Here is a 25,319-nt window from a genome sequence, read left to right as displayed (position 1 = left end):
ATGTCGCTGCGCCGCACCCTCTCTGCCGCCGGACTCGGGCTTCTCGCCTTGGGGCTCGTGGCCGCCTGCCTGCCGTGGTCGGTCGAGGCCCCGTCCGCGTCCCGCTTCGTGAGCCGGGGCCTGCAGCAGAGCTGGGGCGTGGCGCTCGCGGCACGAGGACGGACGGAGATCGTGCTGCTCCCTCTTCCCCGGGTCGTCTTCGAGGATATCCGCCTGACCGAGGGCGATGCTGCCGGGCCGGTGCTGGCCTCGGGCGGGAACCTGTCGCTCCAGCTCGGGCTGGCCGCCCTGTTCACCGGCCGGGTCGAGGTCGAGTCCCTGACGCTTGACGGCGGGGAGGTGGTGCTGCCGCAGGAGGCGAGCGACACCCGCTGGTCCGCCACGGTCGAGCGCCTGACCCGCAGCATCGCCGGCGAGGTCGGTGACCGGCCCCGCCGCATCATCCTCGCCCGGTGCGCGGTCAAGGGCCGCGACCCGCGGGACGGTACACTGCAGACGGCCCGCGACGTCGATCTCACGATCTCCTGGCCGGCGTGGAGCGAGAGCCTCGCGGTGAGTGGAGGCTTTCACTGGAACGGAGGCAGCGCCCGGATCGCGCTGGCCGGTCTGCGCCCTCACGCGCTGCTGTCGGGGGGCGAGAGCCCGTTCACCGTCGCCCTGACCTGGCCGACGGGTTCGCTGAATGCCGAGGGCAGCGGCAGCCTGCATGACGGTCTCAAGGCCTCGGGCACCGGCAGCCTCCAGACCCGCTCCCTGCACCGGACGCTGGCGCTGAGCGGGGGCGGTCTCGCCCTGTCGCCCTTCGTCGAGGATTTCTCGGTGGAGGGCAGCTTCGAGGCGGCCGCGAGCCAGATCCAGTTCCCGAGCGTCACCGTGCGCAGCGACGGGAACGTCTTGGAGGGCGCCGGCTCGGCCAGCTTCGGGTCGCCGCGCAACGCGGTGCAGGCGACCCTTGCCGCCGAAAGCCTCAATCTCTCGCCGCTGCTCGCCGGCTTCCTGCGCCTGACCGGCTTCGATTCCGCCGACGATCCGGCATGGCGCCGCCAGCCGCTCGACCTGCGGCCGTTCACCGGAGGCGACCTCGATCTGCGGATTTCGGCCGGCAATGCCCGGGTCGGGCCGGTGCAACTGACGGATCTCGCCTCCAGCGTTCTCGTGCGCGAGGGCGGCATCGAAGCCACCCTCGGCCGTGCCAGCCTGCGCGGTGGCATGGTCAAGGGCCGCGTCTCCCTCGCGGCCGACGAGGGCGACGCCGCCCTCACACGCGTCAAGGCGCAGGGCAGCTTCGACGGGCTCGATCTCGGCGCGTTGATGGACGATCTCGGCCAGCCGCGCTGGCTGCACGGGGCGACGCGGGGCAGCCTCGCCCTCGAGGGGGCCGGCCACGACGTCGACGCCCTGACCCGCTCGGTCTCGGGCCGCGTCGCCCTGGAGAGCGCCGACGGCGCGCTGTCCGGGCTCGACCTCGCCGACGTGATCCACCGCGGCGGCGCCGTGGCGCCGGGCGCGCTGGCGCGCCGCAACGGCCGGACGCCGTTCGAGCATGCCGCCCTGACGCTGCTCTTCGTCGATGGCATCGGCGAGATCGTCGAGGGCCGGCTCGCATCCCGCACCCTCGGCGCCTCGCTGAACGGGCGCGTCGCCCTGGCCGACCGCCGCTTCCAGGCGCGAGCGGAACTCCAGTCGCGAACGGCCCCCTCCGCCGAGGGGGCGACACCGCCCACCACGCTGTTCGAGATCGCCGGTCCCTGGGATGCCGTCAGCGTCCGGGCGAGCGCCGGCCCGCGTCACGACGGGGACGAGGCGCGTCAGCGCGCCGCCTCCGACGCCGTCCGCCGACCCGGCGCGGACCTCCCGCTCGGCATCCGTGCCTACGCCCCGGCGAACGCGGCCGCGGCCCCCTAGGGCCGTCTCCGACCCGATATCTTCTGCCCGGCGTCTCTCGAGCATCGTGCTGGATATCGGATCCGGCGCGATGCTTTAAGTTTCTGTTTTTGCATCGCCTTTTCCCCGAGAGCCGGAAACCGCCTCTCGGGATGATGCGTCAGGATCGATGTCGTCACGCGCACGCTCTCGACGAAGCGTTGGCCGCTTCGTCACGATGGGCTCTCGGTCCGGACCCGGAAGGCTCTCACGAATTGCCGTTCGCCGTCCCGGCGGCGGAAGAGCCACCGGAGGCGTTGCCACCCTTGGCCTTCTCGAAGGCGCGGCGGACGAGGTCGGTGCCGACTTCCATCGCCGCATCGAGCGCCCGCTGCGACAGGGTGCCGGCCTCCACCGTCTCGCCGGCATAGAGCGGCTGCTCCAGGGCGAGGACGTCGCCGCGGGTGACGCGCAGGCGCCCGACCTCGCGGCCCTGCTCGACCGGGGCGACGAGCGGGCCCTGGTAGACGACCTTGGCCGTCACCCGATCCGAGGTGCCGCGGGGCAGCAGCAGGCGCACGGGCTTGTTGGCGACCACCGGCACCGAGCCCTTCTCGCCGCCGAAGACCGACACGTCCGCCACCGGCTCGTTCGCGGCGAAGACCTGCCGCGGCTCGAACGCGCGGAAACCCCATTCCATCATCTTGCGAGACTCCGCCGCGCGGTCGCGGGCGGTCTTCAGGCCGGACACCACCATGATGAGCCGCTGGCCGTTCTGCACCGCCGAGCCCGTGAGAGCATAGCCCGATTCCTCAAGGTAGCCGGTCTTCAGTCCGTCGGCGCCGATATCGAGGGTCAGGAGCGGGTTGCGGTTCTGCTGCTTGATCTTGTTCCAGGTGAACTCGCGCTCGGAGTAGATCTTGTAGAATTCAGGGTAGCTGTCGATCAGGTGCTGGGCGATCCGCGCCATGTCGCGGGCAGTCACCTTCTGGTCGGGGGCCGAGTAGCCGGTCGCGTTGCGGAAGGTCGAGCGCGTCAGCCCGATCTCCTTGGCGCGCTGGTTCATCATCCCGGCGAAGGCCTCCTCGGTGCCCGCCATGTTCTCGGCGATGGTGATCGCCGCGTCGTTGCCCGACTGGACGATCAGGCCGCGCAGCAGGTCGGACAGCTTGATGCGGCTGTTGACCTGCGCGAACATCGACGAGCCGCCGCCGCCCGCACCGCCCCGGCGCCACGCGTCCTCGGTCACCGTGAATTCGGTGTCCATGGAGAGGCGCCCTTCCTTGATGGCGCGGAACACGATCTCCGCCGTCATCAGCTTGGCCATGCTGGCCGGGGAGAAGGGCTCGTCGGCGGCCTTCTCGAACAGCACCGAGCCGGACTCGGCGTCGACCAGGATCGCGTGGGCGGCCGCCGTCTGGAAGGTCTGGGCGCGGGCGGGCGCCGGCGGGAGGACCGCGTTCAGAACCGCGGCCAGCATCCCCGCGAGCGCCCAGCGCGCCGCTCGGAACCGTGTCTCACTCATCCTCGCCTCTCCCGCGATCCTGATTTTCGCCCGCCCGCGCCAAGCGTGACCTTAGCCCGGATTCAATCCGATTCCGAAGCCAAAGTTCGCTTTCGCACCGCGTCACGACCGCACCCAGCGGGCTGCGCGCACGCTTGTGGACAACAGGTCGAAATCCCATATCAAGCCCATGGAATTCCGAGACTTTCACCCTACCACTGCGCCCGCGTCCCGGGCCCGCCGTCCGGCGGCGCAGGCGCCGTCCGGAGAGGCTCACGGCCTGTGGCGGACGCTGCCCCTCGAAGGGGCCTTCGAGGTCGTCTACGAGGACGCCCGCGGCGCCTGGACGACCCGCATCCTGGACGCGCGCGAGCTGAAGCTCGGGCCCGGCCGCACCCTGCTCGGCGGCACCGACCGGGCGCACGGCCTCTATCGCGGGTTGCGTGCCGACCGCATCCGGCGACTGACGGAGCCGGCCAGCGGCACCCGCATCGAGACCGGCATCCTCGACTGGCTCCTCGCCCGTGCCGAGGCGCAGCGCAGGGCCCGCGGCGGGCGTCAGCGCCCCCGCGCCGCGTGAGGCGGCAAAGTTTTCCGCATCCCACGCATTCGCGTGGGGACAAGCGCCCCCTCGTCGTCTCGCGATAGCGCACGACCTCCGGTATAGCCGGTCTATGGAACTGATCTCCGCAACGCAGGCCCTGTCCGACGCCTGTGCCCGGCTCGCCGCGCAAACCTTCGTCACCGTCGATACGGAGTTCATGCGCGAGACGACCTACTATCCCAAGCTCTGCCTGATTCAGATGGCCGGGCCGGACGGGTTTGCCTGCCTCGTCGATCCCCTGGCGAAAGATCTCGATCTCAAGCCGTTCTTCGAGCTGATGGCCGACGAGAGCACTGTGAAGGTGTTCCACTCGGCCCGCCAGGATCTGGAGATCATCTGGCTTCTCGGCGGACTCCTGCCGCACCCGTTCTTCGACACGCAGGTCGCGGCCATGGTCTGCGGCTACGGTGACTCGGTCTCCTACGAGCAACTCGTCAACGACGTCGCCAAGGCGCGCATCGACAAGTCCTCCCGTTTCACCGACTGGTCGCGCCGCCCGCTTTCCGAGGCGCAGCTCGCCTACGCTCTGTCCGACGTCACCCACCTCGTGACGATCTATCAGGTGCTCGCCGCCGAGCTGCTCAGCACCGATCGCGGCCTCTGGCTCGACGAGGAGATGGCGGTCCTCACCTCGCCCGAGACCTATCAGGCCGAACCCGCCCAGGCGTGGCGCCGGCTCTCCGGCCGGATGCGCAAGCCGCGGGAGATCGCGGTGCTGATGGAGGTCGCCGGCTGGCGGGAGGCGGAGGCGCAGAGCCGCAACGTCCCCCGTGGACGCATCCTGAAGGACGAGGCGGTGATCGATATCGCCACCGCCGGGCCCCGCAGCGTCGAGGCGCTGGGGCGGTTGCGCACGATCCCCGCCGGCTTCGAGCGCTCGCGCACCGGCACCGAGATCCTCGCCGCGGTCGAGCGCGGTTTCGCCCGCGACCTCTCCCAGATCGCGGTGCCCGAGCGCAGCCGCTCCCGCGGCGGCGGCAACGGCGCCCTGGTCGATCTGCTCAAGGTGCTGCTGAAGGCGGTGGCCGAGGCCGAGGGGGTCGCGCCCAAGATCATCGCCACCGTGGACGATCTCGAGGCGCTGGCCGACGACGATCACGCGGACGTGGCCGTGCTCCAAGGCTGGCGCCGCAGCCTGTTCGGCGACAAGGCGCTGGCGCTCAAGCACGGGCGCATGGCTCTGGCGGTCGAGCGCGGCCGCGTGACCGTGCGCGAATTGCCGTGATCGCGTCGGCGCCCGCACCGACCCGGCAGCGCCGAAGCGGTGGGAGAAGCGCGAGACTGTTATCGAAGGATCTTGGCGCCGGAACGCCGGTGACGTAGTTCGGGATCAAGTGGCAAATCTTTTTGCCTGTCGGTCCCGGCTGCTGTCCCCCGCCTCATGTTCGAGCCGAACGAAGTCCTACAAGTTCTGAGCGGCCGAGGTGCCCTGTCCGCTGAGGGGATCGAGCCGGTCAAGGTTCGCTACAAGCTCGTCATCGAGCGCCGCAACGGCACGGTGCTCGCCCATGGCAGCGTGACGGGCCGGCACGCCGCCCTGCACCCGCTCTGGCTCACGCCGGATGCGACGCTGCAGTTGAAGGACACCCGCCTCCTGGCGGTCTCCCTCACCGATCTCGTCGGCGATACCGCGGAATTCGAGAGCACCGAACCGGTTGCGCCCGGCTGACGCGCGCCCGAGAGTGGCGCGGTTCTTCGCGCCACGCCGCCACCCAACGATGATCCTCGCCCCTTCGCCCACGGTCCGCACGGACGGCGCATGCTTCCGGCTCGCCCTGCGTCCGCCCTACGATTGGGGCCATCTCGAACGTTTCTTCGCCGACCATGCCAGCCCCGGCGTCGAGACCGTCACGCCCGGCCGCTATGCCCGCACCTTCATCCTCGCCGGTCGGCCCGGCACCCTGTCCGTCACCTGCGAACGGGGCAGCCTGTCGGTTCGCATCCGCGGTCTCGAAGCTGGTGATTCCTTCGAGGCGATCCTCGCGCGGCTGCGCGCGATGTTCGATCTCGGTGCCGACGCGGACGCGATCGCCGCCGGGCTCGGCCGCGATCCGACGATGGCCGCGCTCGTGGCGCGCCGGCCCGGGTTGCGGATGCCCGGGGCCTTCGACGGGTTCGAACTGGCGGTGCGGGCGATCCTCGGCCAGCAGGTCTCGGTGGCGGCCGCGACGCGTCTGGCCGGCCGTCTGGTCGCGGCCTTCGGCACGCCCCTCGGTCCGGAGGTGGACGGGGATGAGCCGGGCCTGACCCACCTCTTCCCGACGCCGGAGCAGCTTCTGGAGGCTGAAATCTCGCTCGTGCTCAACATGCCCCGTGCGCGCGGCCGGGCGATCCAGGGGCTCGCCGCAGCGGTGCTGGCCACGCCCGATCTTTTCGCCCCCGGCGGCGATCTCGACGCGACGGTCGCCCGGCTGAAGGCCCTGCCCGGCATCGGCGACTGGACCGCGCATTACATCGCCATGCGCGCGCTGGCCCAGGCGGACGCCTTCCCGGCGGGCGATGTCGGGCTGATGCGCGCCCTCGACGACGGCGCCGGGCGACCGGGCCGGGTCGCCCTCCTCGATCGCGCGGCGGCGTGGCGGCCCTGGCGTGCCTACGCCGCGATCCATCTCTGGGCCGAGGATGCGGCACGGAGGATGCCATGACGGCTGCCGGGAAGCCCGCACTGATCCGCGATCCTGCCGCCGACGACGAGGCGGACTGGCGCCGGCTCTGGGCCGGCTATCTTGCCTTCTACGGCGAGGATCTGCCGGAGGCGGTCACCGCAGCGACTTGGCGGCGCATCCTCGATCCGGCCTCTCCGGTCTTCGCGCGCTTTGCGGCCTGTGACGGGACGCTCGTCGGCATGACGGTCAACGTCCTGCACGAGGGGACGTGGACCGTCGCGCCGGTCTGCTATCTGGAGGATCTTTTCGTCGCGCCGGAAGCGCGGGGCGCCGGCATCGGCCGGGCGCTGATCGCCGACCTCGTCGATCTCGGGACGATGCGGGGCTGGTCGCGGCTCTACTGGCACACGAAGTTGGGGAATGCGGAGGCGCGGCGGCTCTACGAGCGCTTTGTCGCGGCCGACGATTTCTGCCGCTACCGCCTCGTCCTGTGAGCGTTAACGCCTCGTTTACCATGACCGCCTCACGGTCGGGTTCAGGAGAGAGAGCCATGAACCGACGAGTCGGCCGTAGTTTCGATGTCCTCAGCGAGGCACAACTCGTGGCCGGGCGCACCAACGCCCGCCGGGTCGCCCCGGACGCGCTAGTCGCCCAGGCCGGCCCGCGGCCGATCGCCCAGCTTCTCGACACGATCCAGCACGTGGCCGAGGTCGCGACCGGCGAGCGCAGCTTCCTGCATGTCGGCGCCTCGGGGGCGCGGAAGGGCTGAGGAGACGGCCCGTCAGGATACGGGCGCGTCTCCGCCCAGTTCGATCAGCACGATTTCCGGCGGCACCCCGAAGCGGATGCCGACGCTGCTGACGCCGAGACCGCCGGAGACGATCAGGTGGCGCCCCTCCTCGACCACGTGGCCGTAGGCGAAGCGCTGGCCGTAGCGAGAGGGCAGAACCGGCGAGTAGCCGAACAGGCGGATCTGGCCGCCATGGGTGTGGCCCGACAGCGTGAGTGAGACGCGGGCGGGCACACCCACGAAGATGTCGGGCTCGTGCGCCATCAGGATCACGGGGGCCGCATCGGTGACCTTGGCCAGAGTGCCCGGCAGGTCGGCGAGGCTGCGGCGGCTGCCGATCGGTAGGAACGGCTCCTGATCGGCGAGACCGGCGATCCAGAACGGGCGCCCGTCGTGGACGAGGCGCACGGTGTCGTTCTCTAGAACCGGGATGCCGCGCGCTTCGAGCAGGCGGCGGACCTCCACCGGCCCCTTGCCGGCCCGCATCGCCTCCCGGTCGTCCCACCAATCGTGATTGCCGAGGATGGCGTAGGTGCCGAGCGGCGCGCGCAGTTCGGCGGCGAGCCGCGCGAAGTCGGGGAGCGGCACCCGGTGCCACGTGACCTTCCGGCCGGCCGGGTAATCGCCGAGCAGGAGGATCAGGTCCGGCGCGAGGGCGTTCGTCGCCGCCACGATCTCCGCCACCCGGTCGAGCGGCATGTAGGGCTCGCAGACATGGATGTCGGCGAGCACCGCGATGCGCAGCCGGTGCGTGGGATCCCAGCCCGGCGGGGTCAGGCCGTAGCGGGTCAGCGCGAGACGGAACCGCGGCTCGACCACGAAGGCATAGGCGCCGCCGGAGCCGAGGGTCAGCGCCGAGGCGCCGAACCCGCCCAGGACCTGCCTGCGGGTCGGGAGGATGAGCATCCCGCCAGAGCCGACAGACCGACGGCGGCGTCAAGCCTCAATCGACGGGCTCGTCCTCGTGGACGACGCGCACGCGGGTGCCGACCTCTGCCTTGGCGCGCGCTGCCTTGACGGCGGCGCTGCTGACGTGGACGGCGGCGGCGAGCGCCGGAAGGGCGACGGGGCGGAAGTTCTCGCGATCCCCGGCCACGGTGACCGGGGCGCTTCCACCCGGTTCGGCCGCGAAGGTCGGGGTTCGGCTGGGGGCGTACATGGGTCCTGTCCTGTTTGCTCGTCGGGACGGCCGGTTCGCGGCCGCGGCGGCTTGTTCCTGCACCGCGTGAACGGTGCCAGGACGCCCCTTCAACACCCCGGTCGTGGCGAGATTGCGAAGATGCCGTCCTTGCTTTGATCAATCCGGTGACCTGAACGGAAGCTTAAAGCTTCCATCAAGCCTGGATTTCGAGCAAGGCGTTCTATTGAGCATCGCCTGTTGTTGCTTCTCGGCCACGCGATAGTGCAATGCAGCGCCGGCCACCTTGCAATGCCCTCGGTCGATGTACGCCGGAAGAGCCCGCGACTGCATCCGCTGGCTGCCGGCCATCGCTCAGGTGGCCGGCATGGCTTCAAGACGCTCCTGCGCGATCCATGCCGCAGTGCGGTCGAGGGCGCGGGCCAAGCGTTCGAACAGGGTATCGATCTCGTCCGGCTCGATCACCAGGGGTGGGCAGACCGCGATGCGGTCGCCGGCCAGAAACCGCACGATCAGCCCCTCGTCCTGCGCAAAGGCGACGCAGCGGGCCGCGACCGCGGCCTTCGGCTCGAACTGCCGCTTCGACGGCTTGTCGGCGACGATCTCGATGCCGCCGATCATACCGAGGCCCCGCGCCTCTCCGACGAGCGGATGGTCGGCGAGGCGCGCCAAGGCCGCCTGGAAATGCGGCGCGCGCTCGGCGGCGCGCTCGACGATGCGGTCGCGCCGGTAGATGTGCAGCGCGCGGTTGGCGACCGCGCAGGCGACCGGATGTCCGGAATAGGTGGTGCCGTGGCCGAATCCGCCGAGCTTCACGCTCTCGTCGAGCATCGCCCGGTAGAGCGGCTCGTCGATGCTGATGCCGCCGAGCGGCAGGTAGCCGGAAGTCAGCGCCTTGGCGAAGGACAGGGTGTCCGGCCGCATGCCGAGTGCTTCGCTGCCGAACCACGTTCCGAGCCGGCCGAAGCCGCAGATCACCTCGTCGGCGACGAGGCGCACGTCGTAGCGGTCGAGCACCGCCTGGATCGCGGCGAAGTAGCCTGCGGGCGGGACGATGGCGCCGCCCGCCCCCATCACCGGCTCGGCGAAGAAGGCGGCCACCGTGTCGGGATCCTCGGCCAGGATCTGCGCTTCGAGTTCCGCCGCGAGACGCTGGGAGAAGGCCTCCTCGCTCTCGCCGGGTTCGGCGCCGCGGTAATGATGCGGGCAGGCGGCGTGCAGGAAGCCGTCGATCGGCAGGTCCCAGTCGGCGTGGTTGGCGGGAAGCCCCGTGAGCGAGGCGGTCGCAACGGTGACGCCGTGATAACCCTTCTTCCGGGCGATAATCTTCTTCTTGCGCGGGCGCCCGAGGGCGTTGTTCATGTACCAGAGCAGCTTGACCTGCGCGTCGTTGGCCTCCGAGCCGGACGACGTGAAGAAGATCTTCGAGGTCGGGACCGGCATCAGTTCCTTGAGCGTCTCGGCGAGTTCGATCGCCGGATCGTGGCTGCGGCCCGAGAACAGGTGGGCGAAGGGCAGCCGGCCCATCTGCTCGGCCGCAGCCTCCACCAACTCCTCATTTCCGTAGCCGAGCGCCGTGCACCACAGCCCGGCCATGCCTTCGAGATAGGGGCGCCCGTCCGTGTCGTAGACCCAGACGCCGTGACCTCGCTCCAGCACCAGCGGGCCGGTGTCGCGGAACGTGGCGAGATTGGTGTAGGGGTGGATCAGGGTCTCGACGTCGCGGGCGGCGATGTTCGACAGCATGGTGCGGCAGCCGGAAGACTTCGCCGACGGGGCGCGCCGGCAACCCCGCCACACTAACGGCCGCAATCTCCCTCAGGAAGGCGGCGTCGACTTTACCGAAAGACGCACGAACGCCTGCGATGCTCGATCCGGCCACCATCGTCGCCGTGCCCGCTCCGGGCCGCGTCTGCGGATCCTGCACGCTCTGCTGCAAGGTGTACCACGTGCCGGCGGTCGAGAGCCCGGCCGGGCGCTGGTGCCGCCACGTCCGCTCCGGCGGGGGCTGCGGCATCCATGCCGAGCGGCCCGATCATTGCCGGGCCTTCCACTGCCTCTGGATGACGGAAGCTTGGATCGGCCCGGAATGGCGGCCGGACCGGGCCAAGATGGTGCTGAGCCTCGACCCCGTGACCCGCTTCCTCAATGTCCAGGTCGACCCCGGTCAGGCGGGGGCCTGGAAGCGTGCGCCGTATCACGACCAGCTGCGGCGATGGGCAGCGGCGTCGCTGCCGCTCCAGCGCTACGTGCTCGTCCACGTCAACACGTTGACGACGGTGATCCTGCCGGACCGGGATGTTCCCCTCGGTGCCTTTGCGCCCGGCGACCGGCTCGTGGCCCGTGAGCGGATGGGCCCGGCGGGAATCACCGCCGACGTGGAAAAGGTCTCTCAGCCGGCCTGACGCCCAGGCACCCCCGCATCAGGTCATGCAGCGGCCGGGGACCATGCGGCGCGCTTCGGGGCCGACGAGGGAGCTGAGCGGCGCCTCGCAGCCTTCCTTCGTCAGGCGCCGGGGCTTGGCCGGAACCTCCTCCTGAGCGGAGCGGGCCGGGGCCGACTCCGTATGCGCGGCCGGGCGGCGCGCGGTGGCGACATGGATCGGGTAGAGGGCCGTGGAGTAGGGGCGCATGCCCGGCAGGGCCGTGGCGGGCGCCTCGTAGGCGACGCGCGGGGCGGTCGGCGCCCCCATCGCATCGGCCTCCTGCCGGACGACCGGCAGCAGGGCCAGGGTCAGGATCGCAGCGGGAACACTCACACCGAGGACAAGGCCGGTCCGAAGCATCTTTGCGATCTCCGATGGGAGCTTGACAGGTTGTTAGCACAACGCTGCTTTCGGATCTTCGGTTCCTTCACTGTCCCGCTTCGGATCAAGTCAGTATTCTAGCCTCATCCGGAGATCTCGGCGCGGCCATGCCGATCCCGGGCGGCGTGGGATGGACGTGGCAAAATCGCATCTGTGGATGAAAAATCGGCGTTCGAGTGTGGCTTTCGGAACCCAGGCCTCCGACATTCGTTGAAGAAGCACCCGGCCACCTGGTCCTCCCCGCATTCCCCTTGTGCATCGGCCGGAACCTCTTCACGGGTCGGACAATCGTCCGGCCCGTTTTTTGTTGCGCGCCGTCCGCGTGGCGAATCCGCCCGCCTGAGGGTCGAGCCCCCGGGTTTCCAGCGCCCACGAAAAAGGGCGCCTGCCACGTGGCCGGCGCCCTGCTGGTGCGTCTCTGACGCGACGGATCAGGCGTTGTGCGCCTCGCGGCGGCGGGCGCTCTGCTGGAAGAACAGCGCCTGACTGATGACTGCGGACACGTTGGCGGGCTGGAACGGCTTGGCAATCAGGAAGGCCGGCTCCGGCCGCTCGCCGGTGAGGAAGCGCTCCGGATAGGCGGTGATGAAGATCACCGGCACTTCGAAGGTCTTCAGCAGGTCGTTGACCGCATCCAGGCCCGACGAACCGTCGGCGAGCTGAATGTCGGCGAGGATCAGGCCCGGGCGCTTGTTCTCGGAGGCGATCTTGACCGCCTCGGTACGGGTGCGCGCCACGCCGATGACGTTGTGGCCGAGTCCCTCGACCAGGGCCTCCAGATCCATGGCGATCAGCGGCTCGTCCTCGATGATGAGGATTTCGGTCGCCATGTCGGCCGCGAGTTCACGGCCGGCCTCGTCCACGAGGTCGCGCACCTTGCTCACGTCCACATCGAGGATCACGCCCGCATCCTCCTCCGAGAAGCCTTCGAGGCACGAGAGCAGGAACGCCTGCCGGGGCAGCGGCGTGATCTGGCCGAGTCGGACTTCGGCCGGCAGATCGTGCTGCACCTGATCGCTGTGGCCGTTCACGGACAGCGAGTTCCAGATCCGCGTGAACACGCGGAACAGGTCGGCCTTGACGTTGGTGCTGCGACCCAGGGTCTCGGGTTCGTTAACCAGCGTCTCGAGTGTGGCCGCGACGTAGGCGTCACCGGCGACCTGACTGCCCGTGAGCGCGCGCGCGTAACGGCGCAGGTACGGAAGGTGCTGCACGACCAGTTGTGCTGTCGACATGAATTCCCCTGAGCCTCTTCGCTCTTCGCTCTTCGCTTGTCGCTGCGCCCCTAACGCGGGGGCGCGACGTCCGTTCCTGAACCGCGCGGAACTCATGCCGCATGGCCGCGTTGCTGCTGCAGCCATGACTCATGTCAAGCTGCAAGACAATCGCGGCGGGTGTGGCGGCAAGGGGATCTTGAAAGCATGAACGAGGACGAGCCGGCTGGCGGGTTCCCGCAGGGGGGCCGGGCCACTCGGGTGCGTGGCGAGAACGGTTTGAATGACCAGACGCAGCGGCGCATCGGAAATCACCTGCGCGCCCTCTACGATTCCGTCGTGCAACAGCCGATTCCGGACCGTTTTCGGGACCTGATCGCGCGGCTCGAGGATGAGCAGCCGAAGCCGGACGATCCCACGGAAGCCTGATCTCTGTGCCGTACTATCTTTCGGCGGTGAGGGCCGCCCCGATGCCGGGTGCGGCCCTTCTGTCATGCGACGGTTACAAGGTCGTCGAGCGACCGCGCATCAGGCCGATCACGGCCGAGATCGCGAACAGGACGATCGCGACGAAGAACACGAGCTTGGCGGCCTCCATGGCCGTGCCGGCGATGCCGCCGAAGCCCAGCAGGGCCGCGACGAGGGCAACCACCAGGAACGTAACAGCCCACCCGAGCATGTCGAACTTCCTTCCAACAACTGGCGCGGCCCGTGCCGCAGCCTCTTGGAAGCAATAACGCCAAGTTTTCGTCGCAGGTTCCTTTGAGGGCTTCCGACGGCGTGAAGACTTGATTACGACAGGTGAGGCGGTCCGGTGCCCTGCGTCGCAGGCCCTCGGAACCGACTGGCAAATCCGGCCGTTCGTCACCATCTCACTGCAAGACGACCAGACGACGATCAGACTTGATCATGTGAAGGAGGCCTCTGGCGTGCCCGCACAGAAAATGCCCTTAGTTCCCGGCCTTGCCAAAGGCATCGCTCAAGCGAAGACCGCGCTTGAGGCCGCCGCGCGGCTCGTGTCGACGCTGTCGCCGCAGCCGGTCGTGCAGCCCATTCCGGTTCGTGTAAAATCGGCTCGCCGCCGCTAGAGCGCAGTCCGCTGAAATGGTCGCCGGATTCGCCACGGATGCGTGCCGAACCGGACGGGGAAGACAGTGACCCGGTCAAGTCGCATCGGGCGTTGCGCGAAGGCGGATCGCTTCCCTCGACCCCAACGTCATGATCTCGAGCGCCGTCCGGATGGGCGGCGCTTTTTTCGTGCCTTCCCGGTTTCCACAGCCTCGCCCTCGCTTCGAGCGCTCGACTGATTTGATGGACGAACCCGATGACGCTGGCGGCGCAAGGCTTTGCGTGTCGGCAGACCCGATTTTGGCGACGCAAAGGGGCGGGGCGTTCGTCCCTGCGTGGTTTCTACGAAATTGTCACCGCCAGGACGGGCGGCCTAGCTCGAGGCCGGGCGAGGCATCCGGCCCGTCATGCCCGTGATGCGGGTGCGTCGCGCGCACCGGATCGACGGGGACGGCGGAGATGGGTTTCGGCAAGCGCGCCCCCGGCGCATGGACGGCGAAGAGCGATGCGGATTCCGCAACCGTGCCGCGGCGTCCTCTCGTCGCCACCGCCCTCTTGGGTCTGCTCATCGGCCTCGGCGCCACGAGCGCGGCGACGATGGTGCGCGCCTCCGAGCGCGGACTGCTGAACGGATTGTTCGAGACCATCTTCGGCGTCGGCGCCCCGACGCCGGTGCCGGTCGCCAAGCCGGCATCGACGCCGCCGCGGCGCTACGCGGCGCTCCCCGACGCGCCGCGCTCAGCCGGACATCGCTTGGTGCAGCGGACGCCGCGGTTCGATGCCCGCCCGGTGAGCGCCGGCGGCCAGGAGCGGAGCCCGAGCCCGGCCGCTTTCGCGGCAGGAACGCGGACGGTCTGCGTGCGCCGGTGTGACGGCTATGTCTTTCCGCTGGGCCGCCTGCGGTCGCGGACCGACCTTCCCATCCATGCCGCGGCCTGCGCCGCCGCTTGCCCCAACGCGACCACCGACCTGTTCACCCTGGCGCCCGGTCGCTCCGAACTCGACCAAGCCGTCGGTCTCGACGGTCGAGCCTATCGCCGCACGGCCTCGGCCCACCTCTTCCGCCGCATCCGGGTCGAGAACTGCGCCTGCCAGCCGCCGGGCGTCGCAGGTCCGCTGATGACGCTGGCCGCGGACCGTACCCTGCGCCCCGGTGATGTGGTCGGCTCCGAGGAGGGGGCGGATCTCGTCGCCGGTCTGTCTCCAAAGGGGCCGGTACTCGTCGATTACCGGATCGCTGCCCTGGGCCGGCAGCGCCGCGATGCCATCGAGGATCGGGTCGGCGCCCTCCGCCGCGACGCGGCGCGTCTGGCGTTCCGCGAGGTTCTGCGCGCGGCGCGGACCGAACCCCGTCGACTCCGCGTCGCCGAGGCGCAGATCATGCCGGCGCGGATCGATGCGGCGCCGGCAGGCTTCGCGCCGGTCGCCGCCCGCGGCGAGGGCTTCGCGCCGGTCCGCGTCGTGTCGCCCTCGCCCTTCGGTCGCTGAGCGCTCCGGGCGAGTTGGCGAACGCGCCGGCCTGTCGTAGGCGGGCGGCCCCGTCGTCGTTTGAAGCCGTTGCCATGAGTGAATCGTCCGCGGACACGCAAGGCCCCGCGCCCGGCTTCGAGAGCGCCCTGCCCGTCTCAGGGCAGACGGAAGCGCTGAGCCCGCTGGTGCGGAGACGGATCTGCCCCAATGGCGGCCCCTTCACCGCGAGCGGAACCTGCAGCTACATCGTCGGCCACGGCCGGGTCGCGGTGATCGATCCGGGGCCGGACGACGCCGGGCATATCGAGGGGCTGCTCGCCTCGCTCGCCGGCGAGCGGGTCGCGGCCATCGTCGTCACCCATACTCATCGCGATCATTCGCCGGGGGCGCGCCTCCTCCAGGCGCGCACGGGCGCGCCGATCGTCGGATGCGGCCCGCACCGGGCCGCGCGGCAACTGGCCGAGAACGAATTGCCGGCTCTGGATGCCAGCGCCGACCGCGAGCACCGGCCCGACCGGGAACTGGCTGACGGGGAAAGTCTGGATGGCGACGGCTGGACGCTCACCGCCGTGGCGACGCCGGGCCACACCATGAACCATCTCGCTTTCGCCCTGCCGGAGGAGAACGTGCTGTTCTCTGGCGATCACGTGATGGGGTGGTCGACCTCCATCGTCGCACCGCCCGACGGGTCGATGCGGGCCTACATGGAGTCCCTGGACCGCCTGCGCGAGCGCGGCGAGACGCTGTACTGGCCGGGTCATGGCGGGCCCGTGCGCGATCCGCGCCGCTTCGTGCGCGGTCTGGCCGCCCATCGACGCCAGCGCGAGGCGGCGATCCGCGCCCGGCTCGCCGCGGGCGACCACGACATCGCGGCCATCGTCCGCACCGTCTACCAGGGCCTCGCGCCCCACCTCCTCGGCGCGGCCGCCCTCTCCGTCTTCGCCCATCTGGAAGATCTGGTGGAGCGAGGCCTCGCCGTCACCGACGGGCCGCCCCTTCTCGGCGGGACGTTTCGGCCCGCCTGAATGGCCGGCGCGCTACTTGAGGGCGATGGCGAGGTTGGCGACCTCGTCGAGATAGGAGCGGATCCGGTCAGCATTGTCGCCGAAATCGCGGTCGCCGATCCGGGAGGCGGAGCGGACGTCGATGCGTGCGCCATCGGCACGCGGATGGACCCGCACGGTGATGTCGGCCGGCAGGTTCAGGATCCGGGTATGGGCCACCGCCTCGATCCGGCCGTTGCCGATCCGTCCGCCGGGCCGGATCGCCTCGACGATCTGCCATTTGCGGTTCACGGCGGCCTTGCGCGCCAACTCGAACGCCTCGTCGGCTTCCACGTCGAGGGTGAGAGGCGCGATCTGCGGATAGGCCGCGCGCTGCGCCTCGCGCGTCGCCGGTCCGGGCTCGGGCGGATAGCGGCCGTCGCGGGCGGCGAAGGCGAGGCGCGAGCGCGAGAAGGCGGGCGGGCGCTCGATATCCGTCGTCACGTCGGTGAGCGCCGGAAGGCGCACGCCCTTGAGCGCGGCATAGGCCGGATAGGCCAGGACGAGGCTCGCCAGAAAGAGGCCGCCGATCGCCGCTCCGAGACCGCCCGCGCCCTCGCGCCACACCCGCGCCATCGCGAACAGCGCGAAGGCGACGGCAATCACGGAAAGGGCGATCCCGCTGCCCAGTACCGCCAGGGCCGGCGCCGGCTCGGCCGACGGGCTGCGCACGATAAGAACGGCCATGGCGGTCACGATCAGGGAGAACAGGGCCAGGGTCCGCGCGTAGCGGCCGGCCCGCGTCACCGGTTCATCGAGAAGCTGACGACGCATGGTCCCGGAAAATGGAAGGTGTGGGGGAAGGAAAATCCGCTGGCCAGTCTACAGGCTGGGGGTGACGTGCGCCACTCGGCTGCCCGGCGCCCCGCCCTCTGCTACAAGCTGGACGGACATGTCCGAGCGTCAAGCCCGCCCCGCTTCGAACGCCGAGGCCGTCGATCCGCTGCGGGTCTGGTTTCGGTTCATCCGCCTTAGCCGGCGCGTCACCGCCGCGGTGGCCGCTGAACTGCGGGACCTCGGCCTGTCGATTCCGCAGTTCGATGTGCTGTCGACGTTGAGTGAGCGCGAGGGACTGACACAGCAGGAACTCGCCGCCCGGCTCTACGTGACGAAGGGCAATGTTTCGGGGCTGATCGACCGGCTCGTCGATGCCGGACTGGTCGAGCGCCGGCCGATCCCCGGCGATCGCCGCTCCCACGCGCTCCATCTGACACCGGCCGGGGCAGCGGTCGCCGAGCGTGGCATCGCGGCGCAGGCCGCCTATGTCGCGCGGACCTTGGGCCGTCTCGATGAGGCCGAACTGGAGACGTTCGAGGAACTCGTCGTCAAATGGCGCGAACTGGCCCGCACCGACGCGTCAAGCTGACCCCACGAGCGAAAAAAGAAACAGACGCCCATAGCGTCCGTAGATTGAAATATAATTCTTGATTTCGAAAGGGCCAGGCGGTCGGACGTGCACGTCACGCCCGGATCCGCCTCGGCCGAATTAAGCCTCGCCGGTGCGGCCCGTCGACTGGCCGCCCTTGCGGCCGGCGGACGACGCCAACTCACGATCCTGCGAGAACGACCGCTTCTCGGCCGGCACCGAACGACCGCCCTTACTGGCGATCTCGCGCTGCCGCTCGATATTCATGGAAGCGAAACCTCGCTTCGAGGTGGAATTACCAGATGCCATCAGCGCCTCCTCAGGCTAACTCTTCACACCTTCCTCAACCATCATCCCTTTCGATTGTTCCTTGGCTGTATCGACGGCCGAGCTCGGGGAAACCGCTGTTTCATCCAAACGTTAGCGCTGCTCATGACCGCGCGTCGCGCGGAGTTGTGAACAGGTCTCCACAGGCCCGTCCACATCCCCGCCGACAGCCGTAAGGAGCCAGAATGACGAACCGATACATGGTGAAGGCTTCGCTTATCGCCAAGGCCGGCGGCCCCCCGACTGGGGTGTCAGGCGGCACCGGCCTGCCCGAACCCAATCGCACGCCGCTTCCGGCGATGCCGGCTCCGGAGGACAGCCTGACGCCCACCACGAACGAGGAGCCGATCGACTCGCCGCAGCCGAACGCCAGCCTCAAGCGCAACCCGCCCGGCCCCGGTGAAGTCGGATTGTCGACCGACCGCGACGGCTGACCGACGGCATTATGATGCCGCTGTCCGGGCGTCCCCGACTTTGGGATGGTTCGGCGGAAGCCGCCCGTTCGCTCTCCAGAGGCGCGATGGCCTCGCCGCTTTGACACGGCCCGCGCCTGCGTCTACCCGCGGGCCTTTCGCCGGCCGCCCTGGAGGCGCATCGGAGTGAGTCCATGACCCTCGACACCGAGGTGATGTCCCTGCGGCAGGTGCCGTTGTTCCGCGAGGTGGAGCCGTCGCGGCTCAAGCTCCTGGCCTTCACCAGCGAGCGCGTGCATTTCGAGGCGGGCCAAGCCTTCTTCGCCCGCGGCGAGGCAGCGGACGCGGCCTATCTCATCCTTGAAGGTTCCGCAGCGGTTTCCATCGACGGACCGTTCGGCCCCGTGCGCCTCGCGCTGCTCGGTCCCAATGCCCTCGTCGGCGAGATGGGCATCCTGGCCGATCAGCCGCGCTCCGCGACCGTGATCGCCGATACGGCGACGACGGCCCTGCGGATCGACCGGGACGTCTTCATCGAGCTACTGGCGCAGTTCCCGCAGATCAGCATCGCCGTCATGCGCGAACTCGCCGTGCGTCTCGAACAGACCAACCAGCGGCTCGCCGAGCGCGTCGGCAACGCCTGAGCCCTGGTGCTGCGCCCGCGAGCGCTCCCCGCGCGCGGCCCCGCTGCCTAGCGGTACTTCCAGCCCCACTGGCCGTAGATCGGATAGCCGCGCCGCCGGGCTTCGTATTCGGCGCCCGGATCGTTCGGTCGGTAACCGTTGCGGTAGGCATAGGGGCTCGGCTCGATGTAGCCGGGATTCTGCAGATCCTGCCGCAGGTACCCGTCGCCCTCGCCCGAAGACCCGCCGCCCGCGCCGAAGGCTGCGGCTGGGCCGGCCGAGAGGGTCGCAACAGCCAGGGCCGCCGTCGCAATCGTCAAGCCCTTCATTGCTTGCTCCTTCTCCGATCTGCGGGGTGCATGTCCGAGTAACCGCCGATCGCGGCGCCCGGTTGCGGGCCCGGCCCTGCGGCCGGCGCGTCACGATGTCGAAGTCATGGAGGCGGCGTCACGGGGTCGGATAGGTGATGAACTCCATCAGCGAGCCGTCGGGATCGCGGAAATAGACGCTCACGCCCTGTCCCGCCGCCCCGTTCCGCTCCACCGGACCCAGTTCGACCGGGACGCCGTGGGCGGTGAGATGGGCGATCGCCTCCTCGATCGAGCCCGACCATCGGAAGCACAGGTCGCTGCCGCCGGGCATGACCGGCTCCCGCGCCCGCGGCGATCCGATCTGGCCGGGACCGTGCACGTTGAGCTGCACCCCACCGAAGCGGAACACCACGCCCTTGCCGAAGGGGATCACCTCGGCCCGCAGCACGTCGCGGTAGAAGGCAGTCGCGCGGTCCCAGTCGGAGACGTGGATGACGCAGTGATCGAGATGGATCGCTGGCGCGAGCGCGGCGATGTCGGCGCCCGTCGCCTCGACGAGCTGGGTCTCGGTCTCGGGCATCCGTCTCTCCTTCGTCCGTGCCGCTCACGCGATTTTGCGCCGCAGATAACGCTCCCCGTGCTTCCGACGAGGCGACCTCACGGCAACGTTCCTCGCCCGATGCGGCCTCGAAGTCACACCCGATCCGGGCAAGGGCGGGTAGTCATGGGCCATGACTTGTAACGCCAACCCGCCCCGGGCGGCGACGACAGGAGCCGCCATGGCAGCCCCCAGGACCGCCCAGAAGTTTGCCCCGAAGAACGCTCCCCGCATGGCCGCTCGCCGGGTGATGCTCGCCGCGCTCTGCCTTGTCCCGCTCGCGGCCTGCAAGACCTCGAAGCCTGGTCCGATGGCCGGCGGTGACGATGATGCGGCTTGGTATATCGGCACGATGCCGGACAAGCCGTTCGACGTGCCGCTCGTCGACCGGTCGCGCATCGACCCGAAATATCGCCGTCAGGAGGTCGCCTATAGCGGCCCCGAGGCGCCGGGCACGATCGTCGTCGACATCGACAAGCGCCAGCTCGCCCTCGTGCAGGAGGGCGGTACCGCGCTGCAATACGGGGTCGGCGTCGGCAAGGCCGGGTTCTCGTGGAAGGGCGACGCACGGGTCGGCCGCAAGGGCGTGTGGCCGGATTGGAGCCCGACCACGACGATGGTCTCGCTCAATCCGGGCATCGAGCGCTCGCGCAAGGGCGGCATCGACAACCCGCTCGGGGCGCGCGCGCTCTACCTCTACAATGGCAACCGCGACACGCTGTTTCGCATCCACGGCACCAACGAGCCCTGGAGCATCGGCGAGCAGATGTCCTCGGGCTGCGTGCGCATGCTCAACGAGGACATCGTCGATCTCTACGAGCGCGTCCCCGTCGGCGCCCGCGTCGTGGTCAAGCGCAACGGCAAGTACCGCGTCTGACCGGCCAAAGATGCTCGGAAGCGTCCGTCCGGGAACCTTTGGGCCGCGTCGTGCGTCCTCATCCCGCGGTCAAGCTTGACCGCGGGAGCGCCTCCGAACACCCGTCCATGACCATCACCCTCTCGCACCTCCAGCCGATCGTCGCGATCCTGGCGGGCATCCTGATCCTGATCGCGCCGCGGCTGCTGAACTACATCGTGGCGATCTACCTGATCGTCGTCGGTCTGATCGGCCTGGGCGTTCTGCGGCACTTCTCCTGACGGGGGCCGCGCGGAGCGATCGCGAGCGGCCGCGGTTCAGAAGTCCGGCGATGGGCCGGGATCCGGTTTTCGCAGTGCAATCTCGCCGTCCCGCGCCCGTCTGCGCCGGGGCGCACTCCCCTTTTTGCGGCGAGCGCTCTAGGCTCTGACAGAGCTATCATATCGTCACTCCTCATCGTGGAGTGAGACGAAGCTTATCCTTGCACTGCGACATGAGATGCGCCACGCCCGCGTGAGCGGCGCTTCAAGTCGCCATATCCGTCCAGCGGAGAGACTGATGACGAAATGGGTCTATTCCTTCGGTGACGGCAAGGCCGAGGGCGAGGCGTCGATGCGCAACCTCCTCGGCGGCAAGGGGGCCAACCTCGCCGAGATGTCGAACCTCGGCCTTCCGGTGCCACCCGGCTTCACCATCACCACGGAAGTCTGCACCTGCTATTACGAGCACGGCGAGACCTATCCGGCGGAGCTGAAGGACGCTGTGAACGCGGCGCTCGACACCGTCGGAAGGCTCACCGGCCGCCGCTTCGGCGATGCCGACAAGCCGCTGCTCGTCTCGGTCCGCTCCGGTGCCCGCGCCTCCATGCCGGGCATGATGGACACGGTGCTCAACCTCGGCCTGAACGACACCACCGTCGAGGCCCTGGCCAAGGACGCCGACGACGAGCGCTTCGCCTACGACTCCTACCGCCGCTTCATCACGATGTACTCGAACGTCGTGCTCGGCGTGGAGCACCATGCCTTCGAGGAGGCGCTGGAGCACTACAAGGAGGAGAAGGGCCTCAACCTCGACACCGAGCTGAAGGCCGACGACTGGAAGCACCTCATCGGCGTCTACAAGAAGATCGTCCGCGACGAGCACGGCTCGGACTTCCCGCAGAAGCCCGAGGACCAGCTCTGGGGCGCGATCGGCGCCGTGTTCGATTCCTGGATGATCCCGCGGGCCAAGAAGTACCGCGAGCTGAACAACATCCCCGAGAGCTGGGGCACGGCCGTCAACGTCCAGGCCATGGTGTTCGGCAATATGGGCGACACCTCGGCCACCGGCGTCGCCTTCACCCGCAACCCCTCCACGGGCGAGAGCGCGCTCTACGGCGAATTCCTCATCAACGCCCAGGGCGAGGACGTGGTGGCGGGCATCCGCACGCCGCAGGACATCACCGAAAAGGCCCGCATCGAGGCCAAGTCCGACAAGCCGTCGATGGAAAAGGCGATGCCTGAGAGCTTCGCCGAGCTGACGCGGATCTACGGGATCCTCGAGAAGCACTACCGCGACATGCAGGACATGGAGTTCACCATCGAGCGCGGGAAGCTCTGGATGCTCCAGACCCGCAACGGCAAGCGCACCGCCAAGGCGGCCCTGCGCATCGCCGTCGAACTCGCGGGCGAGGGCCTGATCTCCAAGGAAGAGGCGGTCAAGCGCATCGAGCCGGGCGCGCTCGACCAGCTCCTGCATCCGACCATCGACCCGGATGCCGAGCGCAAGGTGATCGCCAGCGGCCTGCCGGCCTCGCCGGGCGCGGCGGTGGGCGAGATCGTGTTCAACTCGGAAGCGGCGGAAGCCGCCAAGAAGGCCGAGCGCCGCTGCATCCTCGTGCGCATTGAGACCTCGCCGGAGGACATCCACGGCATGCACGCCGCCGAGGGCATCCTCACCACCCGTGGCGGCATGACCAGCCACGCGGCGGTGGTCGCCCGCGGCATGGGCAAGCCCTGCGTCTCCGGCGTCGGCTCGATCCGGATCGACTACAAGGCGCAGACGCTCACCGTCGGTGGCGTGACCCTGAAGGCCGGCGACGTCATCACCATTGATGGCTCGACCGGACAGGTGATCGAGGGCGAGGTCAAGATGCTCCAGCCGGAGCTGTCGGGCGACTTCGCCGCGCTGATGGAATGGGCGGATGCGGTCCGCACCATGAAGGTGCGCACCAACGCCGACACCCCGGCCGATGCCCGCGCCGCCCGCAAGTTCGGTGCGGAAGGCATCGGCTTGTGCCGCACCGAGCACATGTTCTTCGAGGGTGACCGGATCGTCGCGGTGCGTGAGATGATCCTCGCCGACGACACGGAAGGGCGCCGCGCGGCGCTCGCGAAGATCCTGCCCTATCAGCGTCAGGATTTCGTCGAGCTGTTCACGATCATGTCGGGCCTGCCCGTCACGATCCGCCTGCTCGATCCGCCGCTGCACGAGTTCCTCCCGCACACGGACGAGGAGATCCGCGAGGTCCAATCGGCCACCGGCATCCCGGAGGATAAGATCCGCAACCGCATCCGCGAACTCTCCGAGCACAACCCGATGCTCGGCTTCCGCGGCTGCCGGCTGGCCATCGCCTTCCCCGAGATCGCCGAGATGCAGGCCCGCGCGATCTTCGAGGCGGCGGTGCAGGCGGCCAAGGATACCGGCGCACCGGTGACCCCGGAGGTGATGGTGCCTCTGGTGTTCACGCGGATGGAGTTCGACATCGTCAAGGCCCGCATCGACGCCATGGCCAAGGCCGTGACGGAGGAGACCGGCGCCAAGCTCGAATATCAGGTCGGCACGATGATCGAGCTACCGCGCGCGGCGCTCAAGGCCGGCGAGATCGCCGAGACCGCGGAGTTCTTCTCCTTCGGCACCAACGATCTCACCCAGACGGCGCTCGGCATCTCGCGCGACGACGCGGCCACCTTCCTCGGGCCCTACACCCAGAAGGGCATCCTTTCGGTCGATCCGTTCGTGTCGATCGATCAGGAGGGCGTGGGCGAGCTGGTGAAGATCGGCGCCGAGCGCGGCCGTGCGACCCGCGACGGGCTCAAGCTCGGCATCTGCGGCGAGCACGGCGGCGACCCGGCCTCGATCGGCTTCTGCCAGGAAGTCGGCCTCGACTACGTCTCCTGCTCGCCCTTCCGCGTGCCGATCGCCCGCCTCGCCGCGGCGCAGGCGGCGCTCGGCAAGGACGCCTGAGACCGACGCCTGAGACCGACGCCTGAAATCGGCGAACAGCGACCCCGCGGGCCATGGCCCGCGGGGGCCTCTACGGAGCGGAACCAAGCTTCGCAATAATTTTGCGGACAGCGTCCTGAACCCGTGTTGCCCGGGCACGTTACCTGCTAGCGGAAGACCTCAGCGCGGTGCGCGCCGATGGGTCTTCCGACCAGGGCGCACGCGGGACTTCCAGCCATGTCGAATCCCGACTCTCCCTCCGCCCTTCTCGACCATCGCGCCGTCGTCCCCGGTCACCGGGCGATGCAGCTCGCCTATCTCTGGATCATTGCGACCTTGGCGGCCGCGGCCGGCGTCGTCGGGCTCGTCTATCTCGAGGCCGACCGCAACGGGCGCGAAGCCGGTCGGGCGATCATTGCCTCGCAGAACGGCAGCGGCTACGTCGCCGTCCTGATCGACGGCATGCTCCAGCGCCACGGCCGCCCGACGCCTTAACCGTCCGGCAACCACGTTCACGATTAAACTCCGCTCGTGAGGAACGGTCGCTTCGGCTTGGACTAAGCTGAAGCCTCCGGCCGCTCGTGAGTGTGGAGTGTCGGCGTTGCGTACGAGGCGCGTTCGAGGCCTGGGCCTCGGCCCCAGCTGGATCGTCTCGGCCGTGGTGCCGTGGATGCTGGCGAGCGGCCTGCTGGTGTCCTTCACGGCCACCGCGGGCACCGACGCCACGCTGCGGCCCGAGCGCCTCTTCGAGCGGGACGCCGCGGCCGCCGGGTCGCTCGGTGCCGCGACCGGCTTCAGTCCGGACGTGATCGAGGCCGGGCTGGTGGTGCCGGGCGCCGCGCACGAAGCGGAGCCGGGCGAGGACGGCCTACCTGCACTGGCCGATTCCGACGGTGCCACGCCCGCCACGCCGCGCGCCGTTGCCCTCTCCTCGGTGACGCCGGCCCCTGCCGACGCGACTCCGATCGAGGTTGCCGCGGCGAGCCTCGCCCTGCCCGGCTTCACGGCCCGCCTCGATCGCAACCCGTCGGTGCTGGAGCCGCCGATGTCCTCGCCGGAGGGCAAGTCGCACTATGCCGATCTGATCAACCCGGATGCGATGGACCGCGAGCAGCGCTGCCTCGCCGAGGCGGTCTATTTCGAGGCCCGCAGCGAGCCCGAAGAGGGGCAGGCGGCGGTGGCGCAGGTGGTGCTGAACCGCGTCAAGAGCGGGCTCTACCCGTCGTCGGTCTGCGGCGTCGTCTACCAGAACCGCCACCGCTTCATGGGCTGCCAGTTCTCGTTCGCCTGCGAGGGCAAGTCGCTTCGCATCACCGACGCCGAGTCCTGGCGCAGCGCCACCCGCGTCGCCAGCGCGGTGATCGAGGGCAAGACCTATGTCAGCGAGGTCGGCGGTGCGACCCACTACCATGCCGACTACGTCCGCCCCGGCTGGTCGCGCCGGCTCAAGCGCAAGGACATGATCGGCCGGCATATCTTCTATCAGTTGAAGCCGAACCAGACGTGAGATCCGC

At 69.5% G+C, this 25,319-nt stretch carries 31 protein-coding genes; 20 read left to right on the top strand and 11 right to left on the bottom strand.

Annotated features, from left to right (window positions below):
• The gene (locus HNR51_RS08960; RefSeq protein WP_182554718.1) at positions 1-1,905 is read left to right on the top strand and encodes an AsmA family protein; all 1,905 of its coding nucleotides are present in this window, start codon (positions 1-3) and stop codon (positions 1,903-1,905) included.
• A gap of 226 nt (positions 1,906-2,131) precedes the next feature.
• On the opposite strand, the gene HNR51_RS08955 is transcribed toward HNR51_RS08960, so the two are convergent.
• Positions 2,132-3,388 (bottom strand): D-alanyl-D-alanine carboxypeptidase family protein, encoded by a 1,257-nt coding sequence (locus tag HNR51_RS08955; protein WP_182554717.1) that lies wholly within the window; start codon positions 3,386-3,388, stop codon positions 2,132-2,134.
• 169 nt (positions 3,389-3,557) lie between these two features.
• Here HNR51_RS08955 and HNR51_RS08950 point away from each other — a divergent pair, with 169 nt between their 5' ends.
• The 6 genes from HNR51_RS08950 (at position 3,558) to HNR51_RS08925 (ending at position 7,346) form a co-directional block, all read left to right on the top strand.
• A complete protein-coding gene (locus HNR51_RS08950) occupies positions 3,558-3,947 on the top strand; it encodes a hypothetical protein (RefSeq protein WP_182554716.1) in 390 nt (129 codons plus the stop codon).
• Between the two features lie 94 nt (positions 3,948-4,041).
• Positions 4,042-5,196 carry a ribonuclease D gene (gene rnd, locus HNR51_RS08945; protein WP_012454912.1) on the top strand — a complete coding sequence of 385 codons (1,155 nt, stop codon included), beginning with the start codon at positions 4,042-4,044 and terminating at the stop codon, positions 5,194-5,196.
• Between the two features lie 156 nt (positions 5,197-5,352).
• A complete protein-coding gene (locus HNR51_RS08940) occupies positions 5,353-5,640 on the top strand; it encodes a hypothetical protein (RefSeq protein WP_012454911.1) in 288 nt (95 codons plus the stop codon).
• Positions 5,641-5,689: 49 nt separating this feature from the next.
• Positions 5,690-6,616, top strand: a complete 927-nt coding sequence (locus HNR51_RS08935) for a DNA-3-methyladenine glycosylase family protein (protein ID WP_182554715.1) — start codon at positions 5,690-5,692, stop codon at positions 6,614-6,616.
• Positions 6,613-7,071, top strand: coding sequence for a GNAT family N-acetyltransferase (locus HNR51_RS08930; protein ID WP_182554714.1), 459 nt, complete (start codon positions 6,613-6,615; stop codon positions 7,069-7,071). The genes HNR51_RS08935 and HNR51_RS08930 overlap by 4 nt, the downstream gene beginning before the upstream one ends.
• Positions 7,072-7,127: 56 nt before the next feature.
• A complete protein-coding gene (locus HNR51_RS08925; RefSeq protein WP_012454908.1) occupies positions 7,128-7,346 on the top strand; it encodes a hypothetical protein in 219 nt (72 codons plus the stop codon).
• 12 nt (positions 7,347-7,358) lie between these two features.
• Here the strand turns inward: HNR51_RS08925 and HNR51_RS08920 are convergent, their stop codons facing one another.
• The 3 genes from HNR51_RS08920 to HNR51_RS08910 all read right to left on the bottom strand — a co-directional run bounded on the left by HNR51_RS08920 (position 7,359) and on the right by HNR51_RS08910 (position 10,251).
• A complete protein-coding gene (locus HNR51_RS08920; RefSeq protein WP_182554713.1) occupies positions 7,359-8,273 on the bottom strand; it encodes a metallophosphoesterase in 915 nt (304 codons plus the stop codon).
• A gap of 37 nt (positions 8,274-8,310) precedes the next feature.
• The gene (locus HNR51_RS08915) at positions 8,311-8,526 is read right to left on the bottom strand and encodes a hypothetical protein (RefSeq protein ID WP_182554712.1); all 216 of its coding nucleotides are present in this window, start codon (positions 8,524-8,526) and stop codon (positions 8,311-8,313) included.
• A 333-nt stretch (positions 8,527-8,859) separates the two neighbouring features.
• Entirely contained in the window at positions 8,860-10,251 is a 1,392-nt protein-coding gene (locus HNR51_RS08910; RefSeq protein ID WP_182554711.1) for an aminotransferase, read from the bottom strand.
• Between the two features lie 119 nt (positions 10,252-10,370).
• On the opposite strand from HNR51_RS08910, the gene HNR51_RS08905 reads away from it, so the two are divergent.
• Positions 10,371-10,910 (top strand): CxxCxxCC domain-containing protein, encoded by a 540-nt coding sequence (locus HNR51_RS08905; protein ID WP_182554710.1) that lies wholly within the window; start codon positions 10,371-10,373, stop codon positions 10,908-10,910.
• Positions 10,911-10,928: 18 nt separating this feature from the next.
• On the opposite strand, the gene HNR51_RS08900 is transcribed toward HNR51_RS08905, so the two are convergent.
• Positions 10,929-11,291 carry a hypothetical protein gene (locus HNR51_RS08900; protein ID WP_012454903.1) on the bottom strand — a complete coding sequence of 121 codons (363 nt, stop codon included), beginning with the start codon at positions 11,289-11,291 and terminating at the stop codon, positions 10,929-10,931.
• Between the two features lie 452 nt (positions 11,292-11,743).
• A complete protein-coding gene (locus HNR51_RS08895) occupies positions 11,744-12,547 on the bottom strand; it encodes a response regulator (RefSeq protein WP_012454902.1) in 804 nt (267 codons plus the stop codon).
• Positions 12,548-12,733: 186 nt separating this feature from the next.
• Here HNR51_RS08895 and HNR51_RS08890 point away from each other — a divergent pair, with 186 nt between their 5' ends.
• Positions 12,734-12,955, top strand: a complete 222-nt coding sequence (locus tag HNR51_RS08890; protein WP_182554709.1) for a NepR family anti-sigma factor — start codon at positions 12,734-12,736, stop codon at positions 12,953-12,955.
• A gap of 73 nt (positions 12,956-13,028) precedes the next feature.
• Here the strand turns inward: HNR51_RS08890 and HNR51_RS08885 are convergent, their stop codons facing one another.
• Positions 13,029-13,205 (bottom strand): DUF1328 domain-containing protein, encoded by a 177-nt coding sequence (locus HNR51_RS08885; protein ID WP_012454900.1) that lies wholly within the window; start codon positions 13,203-13,205, stop codon positions 13,029-13,031.
• Between the two features lie 109 nt (positions 13,206-13,314).
• On the opposite strand from HNR51_RS08885, the gene HNR51_RS08880 reads away from it, so the two are divergent.
• From HNR51_RS08880 to HNR51_RS08870, 3 genes are all read left to right on the top strand, one after another.
• Positions 13,315-13,614, top strand: coding sequence for a hypothetical protein (locus HNR51_RS08880; protein WP_182554708.1), 300 nt, complete (start codon positions 13,315-13,317; stop codon positions 13,612-13,614).
• A 502-nt stretch (positions 13,615-14,116) separates the two neighbouring features.
• Positions 14,117-15,082 (top strand): DUF2865 domain-containing protein, encoded by a 966-nt coding sequence (locus tag HNR51_RS08875; protein WP_239681475.1) that lies wholly within the window; start codon positions 14,117-14,119, stop codon positions 15,080-15,082.
• Positions 15,083-15,156: 74 nt separating this feature from the next.
• On the top strand, positions 15,157-16,089 hold the full coding sequence (locus HNR51_RS08870) for an MBL fold metallo-hydrolase (protein WP_182554706.1): 933 nt from the start codon (positions 15,157-15,159) through the stop codon (positions 16,087-16,089).
• 12 nt (positions 16,090-16,101) lie between these two features.
• Here the strand turns inward: HNR51_RS08870 and HNR51_RS08865 are convergent, their stop codons facing one another.
• Positions 16,102-16,881, bottom strand: coding sequence for a DUF1499 domain-containing protein (locus HNR51_RS08865; protein ID WP_012454897.1), 780 nt, complete (start codon positions 16,879-16,881; stop codon positions 16,102-16,104).
• Positions 16,882-16,999: 118 nt separating this feature from the next.
• Here HNR51_RS08865 and HNR51_RS08860 point away from each other — a divergent pair, with 118 nt between their 5' ends.
• The gene (locus HNR51_RS08860) at positions 17,000-17,473 is read left to right on the top strand and encodes a MarR family winged helix-turn-helix transcriptional regulator (protein WP_012454896.1); all 474 of its coding nucleotides are present in this window, start codon (positions 17,000-17,002) and stop codon (positions 17,471-17,473) included.
• Positions 17,474-17,593: 120 nt separating this feature from the next.
• Here the strand turns inward: HNR51_RS08860 and HNR51_RS08855 are convergent, their stop codons facing one another.
• The gene (locus HNR51_RS08855) at positions 17,594-17,782 is read right to left on the bottom strand and encodes a con-10 family general stress protein (RefSeq protein WP_041371474.1); all 189 of its coding nucleotides are present in this window, start codon (positions 17,780-17,782) and stop codon (positions 17,594-17,596) included.
• Between the two features lie 203 nt (positions 17,783-17,985).
• On the opposite strand from HNR51_RS08855, the gene HNR51_RS08850 reads away from it, so the two are divergent.
• Both HNR51_RS08850 and HNR51_RS08845 read left to right on the top strand, forming a co-directional pair.
• A complete protein-coding gene (locus tag HNR51_RS08850) occupies positions 17,986-18,234 on the top strand; it encodes a hypothetical protein (protein ID WP_012454894.1) in 249 nt (82 codons plus the stop codon).
• Between the two features lie 173 nt (positions 18,235-18,407).
• Positions 18,408-18,857, top strand: coding sequence for a Crp/Fnr family transcriptional regulator (locus HNR51_RS08845; protein ID WP_141951806.1), 450 nt, complete (start codon positions 18,408-18,410; stop codon positions 18,855-18,857).
• Between the two features lie 47 nt (positions 18,858-18,904).
• Here HNR51_RS08845 and HNR51_RS08840 read toward each other — a convergent pair whose 3' ends face one another.
• A complete protein-coding gene (locus HNR51_RS08840; protein WP_182554705.1) occupies positions 18,905-19,165 on the bottom strand; it encodes a hypothetical protein in 261 nt (86 codons plus the stop codon).
• A 118-nt stretch (positions 19,166-19,283) separates the two neighbouring features.
• The gene (locus HNR51_RS08835) at positions 19,284-19,727 is read right to left on the bottom strand and encodes a VOC family protein (protein ID WP_012454891.1); all 444 of its coding nucleotides are present in this window, start codon (positions 19,725-19,727) and stop codon (positions 19,284-19,286) included.
• Between the two features lie 199 nt (positions 19,728-19,926).
• Here HNR51_RS08835 and HNR51_RS08830 point away from each other — a divergent pair, with 199 nt between their 5' ends.
• The 5 genes from HNR51_RS08830 to HNR51_RS08810 all read left to right on the top strand — a co-directional run bounded on the left by HNR51_RS08830 (position 19,927) and on the right by HNR51_RS08810 (position 25,312).
• Positions 19,927-20,622, top strand: coding sequence for a L,D-transpeptidase (locus HNR51_RS08830; protein WP_012454890.1), 696 nt, complete (start codon positions 19,927-19,929; stop codon positions 20,620-20,622).
• 107 nt (positions 20,623-20,729) lie between these two features.
• The gene (locus HNR51_RS08825; protein WP_012454889.1) at positions 20,730-20,882 is read left to right on the top strand and encodes a DUF3096 domain-containing protein; all 153 of its coding nucleotides are present in this window, start codon (positions 20,730-20,732) and stop codon (positions 20,880-20,882) included.
• 277 nt (positions 20,883-21,159) lie between these two features.
• Complete coding sequence (gene ppdK / locus HNR51_RS08820) at positions 21,160-23,826, top strand: pyruvate, phosphate dikinase (RefSeq protein ID WP_182554704.1); 2,667 nt, start codon at positions 21,160-21,162, stop codon at positions 23,824-23,826.
• Between the two features lie 216 nt (positions 23,827-24,042).
• Positions 24,043-24,300 (top strand): hypothetical protein, encoded by a 258-nt coding sequence (locus HNR51_RS08815; RefSeq protein WP_012454887.1) that lies wholly within the window; start codon positions 24,043-24,045, stop codon positions 24,298-24,300.
• Between the two features lie 106 nt (positions 24,301-24,406).
• The gene (locus HNR51_RS08810) at positions 24,407-25,312 is read left to right on the top strand and encodes a cell wall hydrolase (protein WP_182554703.1); all 906 of its coding nucleotides are present in this window, start codon (positions 24,407-24,409) and stop codon (positions 25,310-25,312) included.
• Positions 25,313-25,319: the final 7 nt, after the last annotated feature.

It is taken from the genome of Methylorubrum thiocyanatum, assembly GCA_014138645.1.
Lineage (GTDB): Bacteria > Pseudomonadota > Alphaproteobacteria > Rhizobiales > Beijerinckiaceae > Methylobacterium > Methylobacterium thiocyanatum.
The sequence above is the reverse complement of the archived record's forward strand: the minus strand, read 5'-3'. Positions and strand labels throughout refer to the sequence as shown.

Coding starts and splice junctions, on each gene's coding strand:
- HNR51_RS08960 (WP_182554718.1), top strand. CDS start 1: ATGTCGCTGCGCCGCACCCTCTCTGCCGCCGGACTCGGGCTTCTCGCC.
- HNR51_RS08955 (WP_182554717.1), bottom strand. CDS start 3,388: ATGAGTGAGACACGGTTCCGAGCGGCGCGCTGGGCGCTCGCGGGGATG.
- HNR51_RS08950 (WP_182554716.1), top strand. CDS start 3,558: ATGGAATTCCGAGACTTTCACCCTACCACTGCGCCCGCGTCCCGGGCC.
- rnd (WP_012454912.1), top strand. CDS start 4,042: ATGGAACTGATCTCCGCAACGCAGGCCCTGTCCGACGCCTGTGCCCGG.
- HNR51_RS08940 (WP_012454911.1), top strand. CDS start 5,353: ATGTTCGAGCCGAACGAAGTCCTACAAGTTCTGAGCGGCCGAGGTGCC.
- HNR51_RS08935 (WP_182554715.1), top strand. CDS start 5,690: ATGATCCTCGCCCCTTCGCCCACGGTCCGCACGGACGGCGCATGCTTC.
- HNR51_RS08930 (WP_182554714.1), top strand. CDS start 6,613: ATGACGGCTGCCGGGAAGCCCGCACTGATCCGCGATCCTGCCGCCGAC.
- HNR51_RS08925 (WP_012454908.1), top strand. CDS start 7,128: ATGAACCGACGAGTCGGCCGTAGTTTCGATGTCCTCAGCGAGGCACAA.
- HNR51_RS08920 (WP_182554713.1), bottom strand. CDS start 8,273: ATGCTCATCCTCCCGACCCGCAGGCAGGTCCTGGGCGGGTTCGGCGCC.
- HNR51_RS08915 (WP_182554712.1), bottom strand. CDS start 8,526: ATGTACGCCCCCAGCCGAACCCCGACCTTCGCGGCCGAACCGGGTGGA.
- HNR51_RS08910 (WP_182554711.1), bottom strand. CDS start 10,251: ATGCTGTCGAACATCGCCGCCCGCGACGTCGAGACCCTGATCCACCCC.
- HNR51_RS08905 (WP_182554710.1), top strand. CDS start 10,371: ATGCTCGATCCGGCCACCATCGTCGCCGTGCCCGCTCCGGGCCGCGTC.
- HNR51_RS08900 (WP_012454903.1), bottom strand. CDS start 11,291: ATGCTTCGGACCGGCCTTGTCCTCGGTGTGAGTGTTCCCGCTGCGATC.
- HNR51_RS08895 (WP_012454902.1), bottom strand. CDS start 12,547: ATGTCGACAGCACAACTGGTCGTGCAGCACCTTCCGTACCTGCGCCGT.
- HNR51_RS08890 (WP_182554709.1), top strand. CDS start 12,734: ATGAACGAGGACGAGCCGGCTGGCGGGTTCCCGCAGGGGGGCCGGGCC.
- HNR51_RS08885 (WP_012454900.1), bottom strand. CDS start 13,205: ATGCTCGGGTGGGCTGTTACGTTCCTGGTGGTTGCCCTCGTCGCGGCC.
- HNR51_RS08870 (WP_182554706.1), top strand. CDS start 15,157: ATGAGTGAATCGTCCGCGGACACGCAAGGCCCCGCGCCCGGCTTCGAG.
- HNR51_RS08865 (WP_012454897.1), bottom strand. CDS start 16,881: ATGCGTCGTCAGCTTCTCGATGAACCGGTGACGCGGGCCGGCCGCTAC.
- HNR51_RS08860 (WP_012454896.1), top strand. CDS start 17,000: ATGTCCGAGCGTCAAGCCCGCCCCGCTTCGAACGCCGAGGCCGTCGAT.
- HNR51_RS08855 (WP_041371474.1), bottom strand. CDS start 17,782: ATGGCATCTGGTAATTCCACCTCGAAGCGAGGTTTCGCTTCCATGAAT.
- HNR51_RS08850 (WP_012454894.1), top strand. CDS start 17,986: ATGACGAACCGATACATGGTGAAGGCTTCGCTTATCGCCAAGGCCGGC.
- HNR51_RS08845 (WP_141951806.1), top strand. CDS start 18,408: ATGACCCTCGACACCGAGGTGATGTCCCTGCGGCAGGTGCCGTTGTTC.
- HNR51_RS08840 (WP_182554705.1), bottom strand. CDS start 19,165: ATGAAGGGCTTGACGATTGCGACGGCGGCCCTGGCTGTTGCGACCCTC.
- HNR51_RS08835 (WP_012454891.1), bottom strand. CDS start 19,727: ATGCCCGAGACCGAGACCCAGCTCGTCGAGGCGACGGGCGCCGACATC.
- HNR51_RS08830 (WP_012454890.1), top strand. CDS start 19,927: ATGGCAGCCCCCAGGACCGCCCAGAAGTTTGCCCCGAAGAACGCTCCC.
- HNR51_RS08825 (WP_012454889.1), top strand. CDS start 20,730: ATGACCATCACCCTCTCGCACCTCCAGCCGATCGTCGCGATCCTGGCG.
- ppdK (WP_182554704.1), top strand. CDS start 21,160: ATGACGAAATGGGTCTATTCCTTCGGTGACGGCAAGGCCGAGGGCGAG.
- HNR51_RS08815 (WP_012454887.1), top strand. CDS start 24,043: ATGTCGAATCCCGACTCTCCCTCCGCCCTTCTCGACCATCGCGCCGTC.